Below are 16159 nucleotides of genomic sequence, written 5' to 3'. Positions count from 1 at the left end.
TCCGGGCGCGGGTGGTGTCTTCACCGCGATCGGGGTGTGCTCAGGGCGTTGAGGAGAGCCGCGCCGCGCTCCGCGTCGTCCACGCTGACGGCGAAGTCCTGGCCCTTGCCCCTCACGCGGACTACGAGGCACGGGCCGCCGCGCAGCATGACCGTGCTGCCCAGGCCGCTGATCCGGTATCCCCAGCCGCCCACTTGCGCGGGGGTGCGGTCCTCCGTGCGGGCGGACTCGATGTCCGCCGCGTCCCAGCGACGCACGGGCCAGCCGAACGGGCCGAACGCCACCTCCAAGCCCCGCTCTGACACCCGGGCCTGTACCGCCGCGCAGCCGGCGACCGCGAGGGAGGCAAGCGCGAAGGGGGTGAACAGCGCCCAGCCCGGCCCCTGTTCGACGAGTCCGCTGACGAGCGCGACCGCCGCTGCCACGGCCACCAGACCGGTCGCCGCGGCCAGCGCCTGGAGCCAGGGGTTGGCCGTCCGGGAGAGCCACACCATGCGCTGGCCCTCGGGTATCCGCAGAAGCGGACTCTGCGGGACTTCCTTCGCGGCGGGCGTGGCTGTCCGCCTTCTGCGGCTGCTCACCAGCCATCCGGTGACGCCCGCGATCGCCGTGGCCCCCAGTATGGCTACGAGCCACGGGGTGGGCTGCCGTGCATCGTGCCAGTCCGCGCGGTCGAGGTTCGCCCGGACTACTGCCGCCTGCGCGCCGGCCAGCAGCGTGCCCCCCGCCAGCAGCGAGGTCGATGCCCACGGCTCCCCCGGCGCGTGGGCGGCGTCGGCGCCACGGCGCAGCGTCAGCAGGACGACGGCGGCCAGGAACAGCCATATGGCGGCGGGGAAGACGGACGCCGCCCACAGCGGCATCGAACCGTCGGGGGCGCCGCCCTGGAGCGTCCAGTGGGTGGCCAGCCGGTCCGGCAGCCGTCCGCTCGCGGCCCACGGCAGCGCGGCGATCAAGGCGGCGGTACCCACCGACCACACCACGCCGCCGCCCCAGCGTGCTCCGCGGCGGGAAGCTCTGCGGTCGTTCACGGCAGCCCCCTGATCATCTCGATGAGTTCGGTCCTGCTGTAGCCCAGCCGGGCGGCGTCGCTCACCAGAGCGTGCACTCGCTCCACCAGGCCCGACCGCTGATCGGCGCCACCGGCCACGGTCACTCCCCGGCCCCTGCGGAACTCCAGCAGCCCGTCGTCCCTGAGGGCGCGCAGACCGCGCAGGACCGTGTTTACGTTGACGTCGAGTACCTGCGAGAGGTCACGCGCCGACGGCAGGCGCTCCCCCGGCAGACACTCCCCCTCGGCGATCGCGCGACGGATCGCACCCGCCACCTGCTCGTGCAGGGGCCGGGTGTCTCTCTTGTCCAGACGCAGCAGCATGGTGCCAATGAAGATAGCACCATCAGTGTGGGCTTCGAGCGTGGGGAAGCGCCCCTACGGCCTGGTGGCCCGGTCCGGCGGCCCTGCGGATCTCGCGTTCATCCGTCGATCCGCGCAGACCGCCGCCAATCACTCGCGGCGCTCGCTCCGCGCCTCCTCGACGTCCCGCCTGTGCTGTCGATCCCGTCGTTCGGCGTAACGCCGCGAAAGGGCAACCACCGGCCCGATCAGCAGGTAGCCGATCGAGAACGTCAGACAGCGGGACAACAGCTCGGAGCTCCACGCCCTGTCGGCGATCAGGGTCACGACGGTGCCCACGACGACGCCCAGGACGACCGGAGCACCCACCCACTTCCACCAGCGCCTCATCAACGGCGCATTCCCCGTTCCGCACCACGGATTCAACGAGGAGCCGGCCCGCCGCCTGCGTGAGCACCCAGCCGCTGAACTCGGCGTCCCGCCACGTGGCCCCGCCGTCCGTGGAGCACTCACCGGTGCACGCGCCGCCGGACCTGCTCAGCCGCAGCAGCACCACGGGAAAGTCGCGGACCACGATCCTGGCCCGCGCCCACGCGCCCGTCGCCGCCTGTTCGTCCCCTCGCAGTACCACCGACGAACCGTCCCGGAAGGCGCCCTCGCGGTACAGCGCGCCGAACCCGGTGTGCTGGCCCGACAGGAGACCGTGTCCTCGCCGGCCGGGGCCAGGCACGGCAGGGGCGTGCCGTGATCGGGCGTCGCGTCGGCGCCGCCGAGTGTGAAGTCGATACGTCCGGACGCGAGCGGTCCGTTGACGTCGCGAAAGATGGCGGTCGATCACCGCGCCGGTCCGTCACGTCCGCGTGGGCCGGCGGCGCGGCGGGCCGACGCAGGGGTGTCGTGCCGGACGGCTAGAAAAGACCGGCCGCTCGGTACCGCGTGCGGTTCTCCAGGATCTCCCGCAGCCAGGGGTGACGCGCGGCCGGCAGCCGGACCACGGTGTGCCGGAACGTCCCCGAGTCGACGCGGAAGAGGGAGCGGGGGCGGGGCGGGAGCGGGTCGTCGCGCAGGACATCACGGGGTACGCCGCCGGTCGCGGGAACAGGCGGGCCTGGCCGGGGAGAGGACATCGACAGCCATACGCCCATCGGCAGCGGTACGGGACGCGCCGGTGCGGCGGCCGGGCCGGGGGGCGTCCAGATCCGGCCCGTCCGAGGATGGACGGGCACGATGTGGATGTCCGCGTCCGCCTCGGGGGCGGGGCGTCCCGGGCCGGCCAGGACGGCGTGCCGTGGTGGCCCTCCCGCGGGCAGCAGGGCGTCGAGGGTGCGTCGGAACACGTCCGCGACCAGGCCGTCCGCAACCGTGACCGGCCGGCCGCCGGAGGCCGCCAGCAGGTGGGCGAGCGCCTGGCCGGCCGCCGCCTCCCACCGCGGGCTCCACGACCAGTAGTGGCCCGTCCCGAGGCTCGCCCCCCACGTGGCGATCGGCTCGAACAGGGGCGTGCGTTTCCCTTCCGCCACCAGTGCCTCCCAGGTGAGCGGTGGGGGCGCGGCGCCGTCGACGCGGACGCGGCGCACGGTGTCCGGGGCGAGCCAGACCGCCTGCCACAGCGAGCAGTCGTCGATCCTGCTCGCCACGGCCAGACCGCACGCCACGCAGCTCAGGTTGGGGCCGTCGCCCCCGTCGAGGCCGCAGCAGGCGCCGCCGCACCGGTCGGGTATCAGCCGGGTGCCGCGGATGTCCCCGGGCGCCGTCACGATCGCGCCGCGGGCGCCGTCGGACAGGGTGGGGACGGGCGCGTGGATGCCGCGGGCCGCCGCCTCGGCCGGGCCGGCCTCGTCCCACGGCCGCCACGGCGGTCCCCAGTGGTCGGGTTCCACGGCGAACGTCCCCGGCTCCATGAGCGCCGGCAGCTGGATGCCGTTCCCGTACCGCTGGTGGGCGTGGGCCGGAAGGGGAACCCGGGACAACGGCACGGTCAGCTCGGCGCCGCACCCGGCACAGACGAAGACGTACACCGACCCTCCATGGGGGAAACCCGTGCATCGTCGCACCCGGCCGGCGCCGGGGCCAACGGCTTTTCCCGACCGTCCGGGGTGTGGCGTGGCCGTGGCGGGAGCGTTCGTCGCGCGGTGCGGCCGAACGGCCCGGGTACTACCCGGCGGCCTGTTCGGGGAGGGTCGTGAGGACCTTCTCGGCGATGCTCTGGAGAAGGCCGTCCTCCAGGAGGGCTCCGGACTTGCTCCATACGGTGATCTCGTAGTATCCGCCCCGGTCCGCACGGTCGAGGGCCACGGTCAGCGTCCTGGCCAGGGGGCCTTGTTCGACCGGTCCGCCGGTTCTGCCGCTCCCGAGATCGAACTCGATCTTCATGGTGTGGTCCGAGGAGAAGATCGCGGGCCGGCCGAGGACCGACAGCGTCCTGACGTCCTTCTCGGTGCCGAACTTCATCAGCTTCACGTACTGGGCCGTCGACAGCTTGTTGTAGGTGGCCGTGACGTTCACCGTGTACGTGTCGAATCTGATCTCGGCCTCCGGCTGGGCGACCCTCCCGTCGGTGAGGGGCGCGGTGCCGCTGTTGCCCGACACCGTGCCGGCGATCTCCTCGGGCGTGCCGAGGAGCCGGGCGAGGTCGGGGCGGTTGAGCGCCTCGCACAGCTCGTCACCGGTCACGGGCCGGGGCTTTCGGCCGTAGGCATTCGGCAGGTCCTCGTGTTCCGCGCTCGAACACGTGGCGGCCTTCGGGGTGTTCGCCCCGGACTCGGACGGCAGCACGCGTGGTCCGAGCCACATCGCGGCCGCGATCGCCCCGAACACGCCCACGGCCGCGAGGGCCTGGAGCCAGGCGTTGGGCTCCTTCTCCGCGGTGTCCGGGCGCGGTCGGGGTCCTGACGTCAACAGGGCCGGGGCCGGGGGCTGTTGGGCCTGGGAGAGGGGAGCGGCATCGCCCGGCGACACCCCGGTCCCGTCCGTGGCTCCCGCCGGATCCGGCTTCCGGCGTGCGCGCAGCGCCCGGACCACCGCGTGGACACGGATCGCGGTGAACACGAGGAACACCGCGCCCAGACAGGCCGCGACCCCGTCGCGGTCGTGGACGGCGAGATACGTGATCCGTACGCCGAGGACGGACCCGAGCACGATGAGCAAAGGCTCGCGGACCCAGAACGGCAGACGACGGAGAAGGAAACCCAGCACCCGCTGATCCCACCATGACAAGATCACTTCCGCCGTGGTGGAAGCCACAATTCCGGGAGCGTCAGCAGGTCCGGAGGACTACGGCCCGGTGTCCCCGCGTCCCGGCGCCGATGGAGCGCGCTGCCCGGCGGTCGGCGGAACCGGGCGTCATGGCCCTGAGGATGGTCAGGCGTGTACCGACGGTGGGACCGTATGACCGCGCCGCCGCCGGTTCCCGGGGCCCTCCGGTCTCCGCCGGCACGGCGCGGATCATGGGGAAGGGGAGATCTCGATGTTCCTACCGTTACCCGGCCGTCCGCCGCGCGACAGAGCGCGCCGCCGCCTCGCCGCCCTGGTGGTGGGCCTGATGCTGACGGCCGCCGGTGTGGCCGGCCTGGGCACCGCCGACGCCGCGGTCCTGCCCGGGCCCCTCGTCTACGTCGCCGACAGCGGCTCGGGCGACGTCTCGGTGGTCGACAGCGGCAGCGACACCCGCACGTCCACCGTCCCGGTGGGCGGCGCACCCCACGGGGTGGCCGTCAGCCCGGACGGAGCCAAGGCGTACGTCACCGACACCGACGGCGGCACCGTCTCGGTGATCGACACCGCCATCGGGGCCGTCACCGCCACCATCCCGGTCGGCGCCGTCCCTTACGCCGTCGCCGTCACCCCGGACGGCGGCCGGCTGTACGTCACCAAGCTCGGCGACAACACCGTCTCGGTGATCGACACCGCCACCCGGACCGTCACCGCCACCGTCGCCGTGGGCGTGCGCCCGGTCGGCGTGGCCGTCAATCCGGCCGGCACCCAGGTGTACGTCACCAACGACAGCGACACCAACACCCTGTGGGTGATCAGCACCGCGACCGACACCGTCACCTCCTCCACGGCGCTGCCCGCCCACGCCTTCGGGGTGGCGTTCGACCCGACCGGTGCCCGCGCCTACGTCGCCCTGGTCAACGGCGGCTCGGTCGCGGTGGTCAGCACCGCCACCGGCACGGTCACCGCGCTCGTTCCCGTCGGCGTCGCCCCGCACGGAGTGGCCCTCTCGCCGGACGGCACCCTGGTGTACGTCGCCGACTACGGCAGCAACACCGTCTCGGTCATCAGCGCCGCCACCGGAACCCGCGGCGCGACCGTCCCGGCCGGTTCCGGGCCGGAGGCCGTCGCCTTCAACGCGTCCGGCTCCCGGGCGTACGTCACCAACACGAACAGCGACACGGTGACGGTGATCGCCACCGCCACCGGCACCGTCGCCTCCACCGTCACCGTCGGCAGCCACCCGGCCGGCATCGCCTTCGCCCCGCCCGCGGCCGACCTGGGCGTGACCCTGACGGCCACCGGCGTGCCCGGCCTGCTCAACGGCCGCATCGACTACACCCTCACCCTCACCGACAACGGCCCCTCGCCCCTGACGTCCGCCACCGTCACCGCCGATCTTCCGCCCTCGGCGACCGCCACCAGCGGCGCCTGCGCCACCGCCGTCGGCCGGGTCACCTGCACCGTCGGAGCACTGGCGGCCGGCGCGAGCACCACGCGCGCCTTCAGCGTCCCCGTCGGCCCGCTCACACTGGGGCTGCCCTACACCGTCACCGCGAAGCGCGCCGCGAGCGCCCCCGCCGACACCGACCCCGTCAATGACACCGCCTCGCGCACCTGCACCGTGGTCACCTCACTGGTCATCACGTGCCGCTGACCCGGCCCGCCGCGTCCGCCGCCCGCACGGCCGCCTGCCGTGGGGCGGCGGACGCCCCTGCGGACGGGGGCGCCGTGGGCCCACGTTCCGTGCGAGCGTGCCGTACTTGGTTTCACCGCGCGGGCACGGTGATCTCCCTCTTGAGGATCTTGCCGCTCGGCCCCGTCGGGAGCTTGTCCACGAGCCACACGTGGCGGGGGTACTTGTAGGCCGCCACCCGGTCCTTGACGTAGGTCCGCAGTTCGTCGGGCGTGGCCCGCGCGTCGGGACGGAGCACGACCGCGGCCGCGACCTCCTCGCCCAGGTCGGCGTGCGGCACACCCAGCACCGCGGCCATGCCGACGGCCGGGTGCTCGTGCAGCACTTCCTCGATCTCGCGCGGGTAGACGTTGTAGCCGCCGCGGATGATCATGTCCTTCTTGCGGTCGACGATGTACAGGTAGCCGTCCTCGTCGGCGCGGGCGAGGTCGCCGCTGCGGAGCCAGCCGTCGGGGATGGCGGCCCGTGTGTCCTCGGGCCGGTTCCAGTACCCCTTCATCACGTTGGGTCCCCGCACCGCCAGCTCACCGATCTCGCCGGCGGCCACGTCCCGCCCCTCGGCGTCCAGCAGCCGTACCTCCACGTCCCGGATGGGCGTGCCGATGGACCCGGCCTTGCGCGGCCGGTCGGGGTGGTTGAACGTGACCACCGGGCTGGTCTCGGACATGCCGAAGCCTTCCAGCACCGGGCAGCCGAAGCGCCGTTCGAAACCGTGGAGGATCTCCACCGGCAGCGAGGCGCCGCCGGAGACGCACATCCGCAGGGTCGACACGTCCGCGTCCGACGGGTGCTGGAGGAGCGCCGCGTACATGGTCGGCACCCCTTCGAAGACGGTGGCCCGCTCGCGGGCGACGGCGTCCAGGACGGCCTGCGGCTCGAACCGGGGGATCAGGACGAGGCAGGCGCCGCTGCGGACGGCCGCGCTCATGGTGCAGATCTGGCCGAAGATGTGGAACAGCGGCAGACAGCCCACCACCACGTCCTCGGGTGTCATCCGCTGGACGTGGATGCTGTTGACCTCGGTGTTGTGCCGCAGTCCCGCGTGCGAGAGGACGGCGCCCTTGGGACGGCCGGTGGTGCCGGAGGTGTACAGCAGGACGGCCATGTCCTTGTCGTCCCCGTCATTTCCGTCGTCCCCGCCGTCGGCGACGCCGGGCAGCGGCTCGTGCCCGGTCAGCGCCGCGGCGAACGCGGCGGGTTCCACGGCCGTGTGCCGCACACCCGCGGCGGCGGCGCCCTGCGCGCCCTCGCCCGGCGCCTGGTGCCACTCGAAGAGCCGCACCGCGCCGGAGTCGGTGAGGTGGAACTCCACCTCCCTGGTCTTCAGGAGCGGGTTCATCGGCACAACGACGGCTCCGGCGCGCAGGACGCCGTAGTAGAGGACGACGAACTCGGGGACGTTGGGCAGCATCAGCGCCACGCGGTCGCCCGGTCGTACACCGTCGGACCGGAGCAGAGCGGCGGCGCGGGCGCTGCGTTCGTCCAGCTCCGCATACGTGATGACGTGTTCCCCCAGGCGCAGCGCGGGGCGCTCGGGCTGCCGCGCCGCCGTCTCCACGAGGAACCCTGCCAGATTGGCCATGACCCGCCTCCGTTGCCCGCGATACCGCATGTTTACATCGCTGACATCTTGCAGCCCACCGCCGCCGTGCCCTATGGACGGCGGGACAACAGTCGCACCGCCGGTTTGTTCCCGGCGACAATTCACAGGCGTTAAGCTGCGGAGATGGACCTCTCGGACGTGGCCGCGGCTCTCCAGTCGAGGCTTGCGGAACTGGGCGAGCGCATGGCGCTGCGCATCCGCGCGAGCGTCGACCCCTACGACGACGAGTCGCTCGTCCCGCTGGATTCGCTGTGCCGCTCCTGTGCCGCCAACGCGGACCTCGTCCTGACCCATCTCAGCCGCAGGGGCGTCCCGGACACCGGCTCGGCCCGTGAGACCGGGCGGGTCCGCGCGGAGCAGGGCGTGCCGCTGGCGGACACGTTGCACGCGTACCGGATCGGCTCGGAACTGCTGTGGACGGAGATCCTCCTGGAGGCGCGGAAGCGTCCGGAGGTCTCCGACGATCTCCTGGTGTCGGAGTCGGCCGGCGTCTGGGCCCTGTTCGGCCGGTACGCGGAGGCGGTGGCGGCGGCCTACCGGGAGCGGGCCGCGGAGCTGACCTCACATGTGCGGGCGAGGCGTTCCGCGCTCGCACAGGCGCTGTTCACCGGCGTCGTCACCGACCGCACGCTGTGGGAGGCCGCCCGCGAACTGGGCCTGCCCGAGCACGGGCCGTACGCGGTCGCGGTGGCCGAGGGCGGCGCGGCGGGCGGGGAGCCACCCGAGGGAGAGCGGGGAGAGCGGGGAGCGCGGGACGCGTTGCTCCAGGCGCGACTTCCTTTCGTCCGGGAGGCGTTGGCCGGCCAGCACGTGGCTCTGATCGCCCTGCCCGGCGCGGCGGCGGAAGACACGTGTCTGCGCATTCTGCGCCGGACCGGCGCGCGGGTGGGTCTCAGTCCGTGTTTCCCCTCGCTGCGGGACACTCCGCAGGCGCTGCGCTTCGCCCGTCGGGCGCTGTCCGTGCTGGAGGGCACCGGTCCCGGGGTGGTGCGTTTCGACGACGATCCGCTGGCGATGGTGGTGTCCGCGGCCGCGCCCGAGGCGGCACACCTGGTGGAGGTGGTCCTGCGGCCGGTCCTCGGCCTTCCCACCGCGGAGCGCTCCCGCCTCCTGCGGACCCTGGAGCACTGGTTCGCCGCCGCCGGCTCGGCGGCGGGCGCGGCCCGGAGCCTCTTCGTCCATCCCAACACCGTCCGCTACCGCCTGCGCCGCGTCGAGGAGTTGACGGGACGGTCCCTCTCCGATCCGCGGGCGACGGCGGACATCAGGGCGGCGCTCCTGGCGGTTCGCCCCTCGGGGGCGGGGAGCGGTGGCCCGCACGGTCCGTCGGCGCCGACTGCGGCCTCGCCCGCCTCCGGCGAGGGCTGAGCCTCACTCCGGCGGCCGGGCGAGCCGGGCGGCCACGGCGTCGAGGACCCAGTCCAGACCGGTCGTGAAGGACGTGTCGGCGTCCACGTGGGCGGCGTCGTGCACGACCCTGGCCAGTGCCGGGAAGCGGCCCGTCTCCAGCATCCTCGTCACGTGCGGGCCGGAGGCGCGCTGCCAGTCGCGTTCGGACCGGCCCGTGGCGCGCTCGGCCCGCAGGTCGGCGATCTCGCGTCGGATCGCGCCGGTGCAGTAGGCGCTCACCGTCTCCACGGCGCGCAGCACGGTGTCGACGTCGGCGAGGCCGTCGAGGGCGGCCAGTCTGGCCTCGGTCACGGCGAGGCCGTTCGGGCCCAGGGTCGGGCGGCCGCCGAGCAGGTCGGCCAGCCACGTGTGGCGCAGAGCGGTCTGCCGGGTGCGGTGGGCGAGGACGCGCAGCGCCTCCCGCCAGTCACCGGGCCGCTCCTCGGGCAGGATCTCGGCCTGGACCTCGTCCAGCATGAGGTCGAACAGGTCCTGTTTGGTGGCGATGTAGCCGTACAGCCGCATCGGGCCCGCGCCCAGCCGGGCGGCGACCTTGCGCAGCGACACCGCTTCCAGGCCGCCCTCGTCGGCCAGGGCGACGGCGGCGGCGACGATCCGCGCCCGGTCGAGCGGCACGGGGCGAGCCGGCGGCTCCGGCCGGTCCCACACGTTCATGGTCACACCGTTCTCTTGCGATGCGTCAGCGGAATACAGTGTATCGGCATGAGACAACGCATCGCCGTGGTCGGGAGCGGACCCGCCGGACTCACCTTCGCCCGCGTCCTGCACCGGCACGGCCACCCCGTCACCGTCCTCGAACGCGACCCCTCCCCCGACGCCCGCCCTCCGGGCGGCACGCTGGACCTGCACGAAGGTCTCGGCCAGCGCGCGCTGGACAGGGCGGGACTGCTGGCCGGGTTCCAGGCACTGTCGCGCCCCGAGGGGCAGGCCATGCGCGTGCTGGCCCCGGACGGCACCGTCCTGCGCGACTGGCGCCCGCGTCCGGACGACCTGGCCAATCCCGAGATCGACCGCAGGCACCTGCGTGACCTGCTGCTCGGCCCGCTCGACGTCCAGTGGGGCCGGGGCGTGACGCGGGTGACGCCGGGCGGCCGGGACGGCGCCCTGGTCCACTTCGCGGACGGGCGGCAGGAGGCGTTCGATCTCGTGGTCGGCGCGGACGGCGCCTGGTCCCGGGTCCGCCCGGCGCTCTCGCCGGTGACGCCGCACTACACCGGCGTCACCTCGGTCGAGACCTCCCTCGACGACGTCGACGTCCGCCACCCCGGCCTCGCCCGGCTGATCGGCGACGGTTCCGTGGCCGCGTACGGCGCGAACCGCTCCGTCGTCGCCCAGCGCAACAGCGGCGGTCACGTCAAGGTGTACGCCAAGTTCCGCGCGCCGCTGGACTGGCACGCGGACGTGGACCCGGCCGACGCGGAGGCCGTGCGGGCGAGCCTGCTGACCCTGTTCGACGGCTGGGCCGCCCCCGTCCTCGACCTCCTGCGCCACGGCGCCGCCTTCGTCCACCGTCCCTTCCACACCCTGCCCGTCTCCCACACCTGGACCCACGTCCCCGGGGTGACGCTGCTGGGCGACGCCGCCCATCTGATGCCCCCGCTGGGGGCGGGCGCGAACCTCGCGATGCTGGACGGCGCCGAACTCGCCGAGGCCGTCGCCGCCGCGCCGGGGGATCCGGACGAGGCCGTCCGCGCCTTCGAGGAACAGATGTGGGCGCGGGCCGGCAAGTGGGCGGCGATCACGACGGCCGGTCTGGAGCGCCTCGTGAGCCCGGACCCCGCCGCGGCCCTCGCCCTCTTCGACCAGGTGCACGACGGCTGAGACAGCCGCGCGGGCGCACCGCACCGCCCAGTGTTGACGGTGCACACATGGCCGACTAGTGTCATGTGTGCATCGTAAACATGAGCGAGTGAGGGAACTACGTCATGGCTACGACACAGAAGGACACCGTCGAGGTCGACCTCGGCGGCCGTTCGGTCGCGGTCCCCAAGGGGGGCCTGTACGACCGGTACCGGATGGCGACCGATCTCGACGAGGTCGCCCGCGACCCCCGGGTCAGCGGCGTGGACTTCTTCCGCGAGCTGCCCAAGACCAAGGTCGACTCCGCGATCGGCCCCACCCTCACACCCAACTTCTACTACCGCGTCTCGACCGCCCGGCTGACGATGCTCGCCCCGTCCCGCGCGATCCGCGCCCGCCTGCCCCGGGAGCTGGCGCCGCTGGAGGTCGCCCCCGGGCTCGGTCTCGTCTCGGCGATGTTCTTCCGCTACGACGTGTGCGACATCGACTTCTACACCGAGGCCGCCGTCGGGATCGCCGTCAGACCGGCCCGGCACGGGAAACTCGGCTTCTTCGACCTCGTCGCCGCCCTCAAGAACGAACACCTCGACACCTACGTCCTGTCCCTGCCGGTCAGCACGGAGATCGCCCAGGTGCGCGGCCACGACGGCTACGGCTTCCCCAAGTGGGTCACCGGCCTCGACGTCGACATCGACGCCCACCGCACCACCGCCCGGGTGGCCAACGACACTGGCGGCACCGACCTGTCCCTCTCGGCGCCCACCCCGGCCCAGAGCGTGTACCCGAGCGGCGAGCGCGTCTCCGCCCTCACCTCGTACACGACGGTCCACGGCGCCTGGCACTCCACCCTGAGCCAGACCAACGTGCTCTCGGCCGGCACCGCGCTCGTCCCCCGCGCCGCCGAACTGCACGTCGGAGAAGGCCGGATGGCCGAAGACCTGCGCTCGCTCCGGCCGATCAGGCAGGTCCAGCTCGACGTCGTGACCGAGGGCCAACTGGCCCTGCACATGCCGGTCCCCACCTCGGTCAAGCGCCGGAAGTAAGGAAGCCCCGCCATGGTCGCCGAACCCGCCACCGCGCCTTCTCCCACCACCGCCCCCCGCCGCGCCGGGCTGCCCGCCTGGCTGACCCCGGCCCGCATCGAGCGGCTGGCCGCACACGTGTCGGCCGCGCCCGACGCCGGGCGGGTCACCACGAACGCCCCGTACACCGGCGCCCCGCTGGCCGGCCTGCCGGTCTCCGCGCCCACGGACGTCGAGGACGCCTTCGCCCGCGCCCGCATCGCCCAGAAGACCTGGGCCGCCACGCCGTTGAGCGCGCGCAGGAGGATCCTGCTGCGCTTCCACGACCTCGTCCTCGCCCGCCAGGACGAGGTGCTCGACCTGATGCAGGCCGAGAACGGCAAGACCCGCCGCGACGCCTTCCTCGAAGTGACCGACATCGCGATCACGTCCCGCTACTACGCGCGCACCGCCGCCAAGTACCTGGAGCCCAAGCGCCGGCGCGGCGCGATCCCGCTGCTGACCCACACCACCGAACTGCGCCATCCCAAGGGCGTCGTGGCCGTCATCTCCCCGTGGAACTACCCGCTGAGCATGGCCGCCGGCGACGCCCTCCCCGCCCTCATGGCCGGCAACGCCGTCGTCCAGAAACCCGACACCCAGACCGCGCTCAGCGCGCTGTGGGCGCTCGGCCTGATGCGGGAGGCCGGTCTGCCGGCCGGTGTGTGGCAGATGGTGATCGGCCGGGGCAGCTCCATCGGCGGGGCGCTGATGGACAACGCCGACTTCATGATGTTCACCGGCTCCACCGCCAGCGGGCGGCGGATCGCACGCGACGCCGGCGAGCGCCTGATCGGCGCGTCCCTCGAACTCGGCGGCAAGAACGCCATGATCGTCCTCGACGACGCCGACATCGACCAGGCCGCCGACGGCGCCGTGGCCGCCTGCTTCCCCTCGGCCGGCCAACTCTGCGTCTCCATCGAGCGCCTGTACGTGGCCGAGTCCCTCTGGGACCGGTTCGTCGCCGCGTTCGTCGCCCGCACCGGCCGGCTCCGGATCGGCGCCGCCTTCGACTACGGCGTCGACGTCGGCTCCCTGACCACCCCGTCCCAGCTGGACACCGTCACCGCCCATGTCGACGACGCCGTCGCCAAGGGCGCGACCGTCCTCGCCGGCGGAAAGGCACGGCCGGATCTCGGCCCGCTGTTCTACGAGCCGACCATCCTCACCGGCGTCACCCCCGACATGACGCTGTACGCCGAGGAGACCTTCGGCCCGGTCGTCTCGATCTACCCCTACCGCGACGTGGAGGAGGCGATCGAGCTGGCCAACTCCACGCCGTACGGCCTCAACGCCAGCGTCTGGTCGGGTGACGGCGCCCGGGGACGCGCCGTCGCGGCCCGGGTGCGCGCCGGCACCGTCAACGTCAACGAGGCATTCGCCGCCGCCTGGGGCAGCATCGACGCGCCGATGGGCGGCATGGGCGACTCCGGACTCGGCCGCCGCCACGGCGCGGACGGAATCCTCAAGTACACCGAGGCCCAGACCGTCGCCCACCAGCGCGTGCAGGGTTTCTATCCGCCGGCCCGGATCTCCCCCGAGACCTGGGCCGCCCTCCTGACCGGCGCGCTGAAGGCCATGAAGGCGGCCGGACTGCGCTGACCGGCGACCCGCCGGAGGGCCGCGGCCGTCGTGCCCGCTCCGCACGCGGCCTCCGGCAGGCCGTACGGCCGGGTCAGGCGACCAGGCGCAGCCAGGCCGCCGCCAGGGCGGCGTGGCCCGCCGGGGTCGGGTGGACGCCGTCGGCGGCCCAGTGCGCCGGGCCGGTAGCCGCCGCGTGCCCGGCGAACATGCCGTCCGCGGCGAGGAGTCGCGCGCCGTAGCGGTGGGCGAGTTCGCGTACGGCCTGGATCTTGGGGTCCAGGTCGGCGCGCCACTGCTGCCAGACCTCGGCGCCGAGGTTCTCGTTGTCGATCTCCAGGGCGGTGCTGTAGGGCAGGAGGAACGGCTCGATGAGGATCAGGTCGGTGCCGCTCGCGGCCAGCGGCGCGAGCAGGCGGTCGTAGCCCGCCGCGTACTCCTCGACCGGGATCTCGTGGCCGTCCGGGTCGAAGGAGCGCCAGCCGACGTCGTTGATGCCGACGAGGACCGACACCACGTCCGGACGCGCGTCGAGCACGTCCGCCTGCCAACGGGCTTCGAGGTCCCGCACCTTGTGTCCCGCGATCGCGGAGTTCCGCCACGTCATGGGCCGGTCCGGGTGCCTCAGGCCCCACTCGCCCGCGATGCGCAGCGGGTAGCCGAACCCGAGGCCGTCCTCACTCGCCGACCGGCGGCTGTCGGTGATCGAGTCGCCGGTGAACATCACGGTGCTTCCCGGGCGCAGGGTGATCGTCATGTGTGCTCCTTGAGGTGTGGGTGGAGTGGGGGGAGAAAGGGGTCGTCAGGGGTGGGGCGTTCCTCGTGAAGCGCCGCTTCCGCTAGTGGCCGAACCACCGGTCGGCGGCCTGCTCGAACGGTCGCGGGTCGACATCGCGGTCGCCGGCCCAGGCGACGACGCCGTCCGGCCGGACGAGGACGCCGCCCAGACCGAGGTCGTCCGTCACCGGGCCGGCCGCGTACCGCACCCGGTCCTGCCGGACCGCCGCGGTGTGGCGCAGGCGGCCGTCGGCGCTGAGGTCGAGCGCCAGGCCCCGTCCGTCCCGCAGCAGCTCACCGAGGCGGACGCCGTCCTTCAGACGGAGGTCCGGGGCGCTGCGCCCGGTCAGCGGGTGTGCGCCGCCGAGGTCGTAGCGGATCGACGCCCCCGAGATCCGTGCGAACGCGAGGGTCGTTCCGTCGCGGGTCGTGAGCAGGTCGCGCAGCACCCCTTGCAGCGCCCGGCCGTGCGCGTCCGGCCGCATCGCCGCCACCTGGGCGCGCGACCAGTCGAGCACCGCGGCGCCGACGGGGCGCCGTTCGCGGGTGTAGGTGTCGAGGAGCCCGTCCGGCGCGTGCTCGTGCACGGTCGCCGCGAGCTTCCACCCCAGGTTCATGGCGTCGCCGAGGCCGAGGTTGAGTCCCTGGCCGCCGAGGGGCGAGTGGATGTGCGCGGCGTCGCCCGCGAGCAGGACGCGTCCGAGCCGGTAGGCCGTGGTCTGCATCGCCCGGTCGGTGAACGTCGAGACGGAAGGAACGGCGTCCAGTGTCACGTCGGTGCCGGACACCCGGCGCAGGACCGCTTGGAGGTGGCCGCGCGTCGGCTGCCGCGTGCGGTCGAACGCGCCGCCGTCGAAGTCCATCATGCCGATGTGGCCCTCGGCGGGCAGCTTGAGGTACATGCCCGTCGGCGTCAGGTTGAACCCAGGGGTCAGCGGGTCGGGACCGGCGACGTCGGCGAGCATGACGTAGCCGGTGAACAGGGGCGCGGAGCCGGTGAATTCGAAGCCCGCGAGGCGACGCACCGCGCTGCGTCCGCCGTCACAGCCGACCAGCCACCGCGCCGGGTACGCCTGTGCGCCGGCCCACGCGACCACGCGCTCGTCGTCCTGTCCGACGGCGGACACCGTGACGCCGCGCCTGATCTCCGCGCCGAGCCGGCGGGCCCGCTCGGACAGCACCGCCTCGACGGCCGCGAGAGAGGTCAGCACGCCCTCACCCGTCGGCCCGGGCAGCCGGAACGGCAGTGCGACGAGGTCGACTTGGGCCGGATCGAGCGCCATGCCCGCGAAGTGGCCCACGGCCCGGGGCGGCGCCGGTTCGTCCGCGTCGGCGTCCGGTCCGGGGCCGGCCTCGGCGCCCGACGCCGCGAGGAGCGCGGGCAGCATCCCGCGCCGGTGGAACGCCTCGACCGACGCGGCGGACAGGCCCCGCATGCCGAGCGGTTCGGCCCGCCAGGGAGAGGAGGGCGCCGGCTCCCGTTCCAGCACCAGGACCGAGCAGCCCGCGAGGCCGAGTTCGCAGGCGAGGAACAGCCCGACCGGGCCGGCCCCCACGATCACCACGTCATGCACCCCAACCACCTTTCCGGAGCCGGTACTCGCCGGCTCCCGCGCGCTGTGTCCGCGGCCTGTCCGCGGCGCCTCCGCGTCCCGCTGAGACTG

Annotated in this window: 14 protein-coding genes; 5 read left to right on the top strand and 9 right to left on the bottom strand. The window is 73.6% G+C overall.

Annotation, left to right across the window (positions count from 1 at the left end; genetic code table 11):
• Positions 1 to 20: 20 nt before the first annotated feature.
• From ABEB07_RS12430 to ABEB07_RS12410, 5 genes are all read right to left on the bottom strand, one after another.
• Positions 21 to 1031, bottom strand: a complete 1011-nt coding sequence (locus ABEB07_RS12430) for a DUF1648 domain-containing protein (protein WP_345668374.1) — start codon at positions 1029 to 1031, stop codon at positions 21 to 23.
• On the bottom strand, positions 1028 to 1375 hold the full coding sequence (locus tag ABEB07_RS12425) for a GntR family transcriptional regulator (RefSeq protein WP_345668373.1): 348 nt from the start codon (positions 1373 to 1375) through the stop codon (positions 1028 to 1030). The genes ABEB07_RS12430 and ABEB07_RS12425 overlap by 4 nt, the downstream gene beginning before the upstream one ends.
• A gap of 129 nt (positions 1376 to 1504) precedes the next feature.
• Positions 1505 to 1744 (bottom strand): hypothetical protein, encoded by a 240-nt coding sequence (locus ABEB07_RS12420; protein WP_345668372.1) that lies wholly within the window; start codon positions 1742 to 1744, stop codon positions 1505 to 1507.
• A gap of 518 nt (positions 1745 to 2262) precedes the next feature.
• The gene (locus ABEB07_RS12415; RefSeq protein ID WP_345668371.1) at positions 2263 to 3372 is read right to left on the bottom strand and encodes a hypothetical protein; all 1110 of its coding nucleotides are present in this window, start codon (positions 3370 to 3372) and stop codon (positions 2263 to 2265) included.
• Positions 3373 to 3508: 136 nt separating this feature from the next.
• Positions 3509 to 4549: a DUF6215 domain-containing protein gene (locus tag ABEB07_RS12410; RefSeq protein ID WP_345668370.1), complete on the bottom strand. Its 1041-nt coding sequence runs from the start codon at positions 4547 to 4549 to the stop codon at positions 3509 to 3511.
• Between the two features lie 271 nt (positions 4550 to 4820).
• Between ABEB07_RS12410 and ABEB07_RS12405 the strand changes: the two genes are divergently transcribed.
• On the top strand, positions 4821 to 6224 hold the full coding sequence (locus ABEB07_RS12405) for a beta-propeller fold lactonase family protein (protein WP_345668369.1): 1404 nt from the start codon (positions 4821 to 4823) through the stop codon (positions 6222 to 6224).
• 112 nt (positions 6225 to 6336) lie between these two features.
• Here the strand turns inward: ABEB07_RS12405 and ABEB07_RS12400 are convergent, their stop codons facing one another.
• Positions 6337 to 7845, bottom strand: a complete 1509-nt coding sequence (locus ABEB07_RS12400; protein WP_345668368.1) for a long-chain-fatty-acid--CoA ligase — start codon at positions 7843 to 7845, stop codon at positions 6337 to 6339.
• A 159-nt stretch (positions 7846 to 8004) separates the two neighbouring features.
• On the opposite strand from ABEB07_RS12400, the gene ABEB07_RS12395 reads away from it, so the two are divergent.
• Positions 8005 to 9234: a PucR family transcriptional regulator gene (locus ABEB07_RS12395; RefSeq protein WP_345668416.1), complete on the top strand. Its 1230-nt coding sequence runs from the start codon at positions 8005 to 8007 to the stop codon at positions 9232 to 9234.
• A gap of 3 nt (positions 9235 to 9237) precedes the next feature.
• Here ABEB07_RS12395 and ABEB07_RS12390 read toward each other — a convergent pair whose 3' ends face one another.
• A complete protein-coding gene (locus ABEB07_RS12390) occupies positions 9238 to 9930 on the bottom strand; it encodes a TetR/AcrR family transcriptional regulator (protein WP_176151800.1) in 693 nt (230 codons plus the stop codon).
• 48 nt (positions 9931 to 9978) lie between these two features.
• On the opposite strand from ABEB07_RS12390, the gene ABEB07_RS12385 reads away from it, so the two are divergent.
• The 3 genes from ABEB07_RS12385 to ABEB07_RS12375 all read left to right on the top strand — a co-directional run bounded on the left by ABEB07_RS12385 (position 9979) and on the right by ABEB07_RS12375 (position 13739).
• The gene (locus tag ABEB07_RS12385; protein ID WP_345668367.1) at positions 9979 to 11097 is read left to right on the top strand and encodes an FAD-dependent oxidoreductase; all 1119 of its coding nucleotides are present in this window, start codon (positions 9979 to 9981) and stop codon (positions 11095 to 11097) included.
• A gap of 104 nt (positions 11098 to 11201) precedes the next feature.
• Positions 11202 to 12119 (top strand): acetoacetate decarboxylase family protein, encoded by a 918-nt coding sequence (locus ABEB07_RS12380; RefSeq protein ID WP_345668366.1) that lies wholly within the window; start codon positions 11202 to 11204, stop codon positions 12117 to 12119.
• Between the two features lie 12 nt (positions 12120 to 12131).
• The gene (locus tag ABEB07_RS12375) at positions 12132 to 13739 is read left to right on the top strand and encodes a succinic semialdehyde dehydrogenase (RefSeq protein WP_345668365.1); all 1608 of its coding nucleotides are present in this window, start codon (positions 12132 to 12134) and stop codon (positions 13737 to 13739) included.
• 73 nt (positions 13740 to 13812) lie between these two features.
• Here ABEB07_RS12375 and ABEB07_RS12370 read toward each other — a convergent pair whose 3' ends face one another.
• On the bottom strand, positions 13813 to 14475 hold the full coding sequence (locus ABEB07_RS12370) for a GDSL-type esterase/lipase family protein (protein ID WP_345668364.1): 663 nt from the start codon (positions 14473 to 14475) through the stop codon (positions 13813 to 13815).
• A gap of 82 nt (positions 14476 to 14557) precedes the next feature.
• Positions 14558 to 16069 carry an FAD-dependent monooxygenase gene (locus ABEB07_RS12365; protein ID WP_345668363.1) on the bottom strand — a complete coding sequence of 504 codons (1512 nt, stop codon included), beginning with the start codon at positions 16067 to 16069 and terminating at the stop codon, positions 14558 to 14560.
• Between the last annotated feature and the right edge of the window lie 90 nt (positions 16070 to 16159).

The organism is Streptomyces similanensis (assembly GCF_039543625.1).
In the GTDB taxonomy this organism is placed as follows: Bacteria; Actinomycetota; Actinomycetes; order Streptomycetales; family Streptomycetaceae; genus Streptomyces; species Streptomyces similanensis.
Note: the sequence above shows the minus strand (reverse complement) of the source record. Positions and strands in the feature narration are given on the sequence as shown.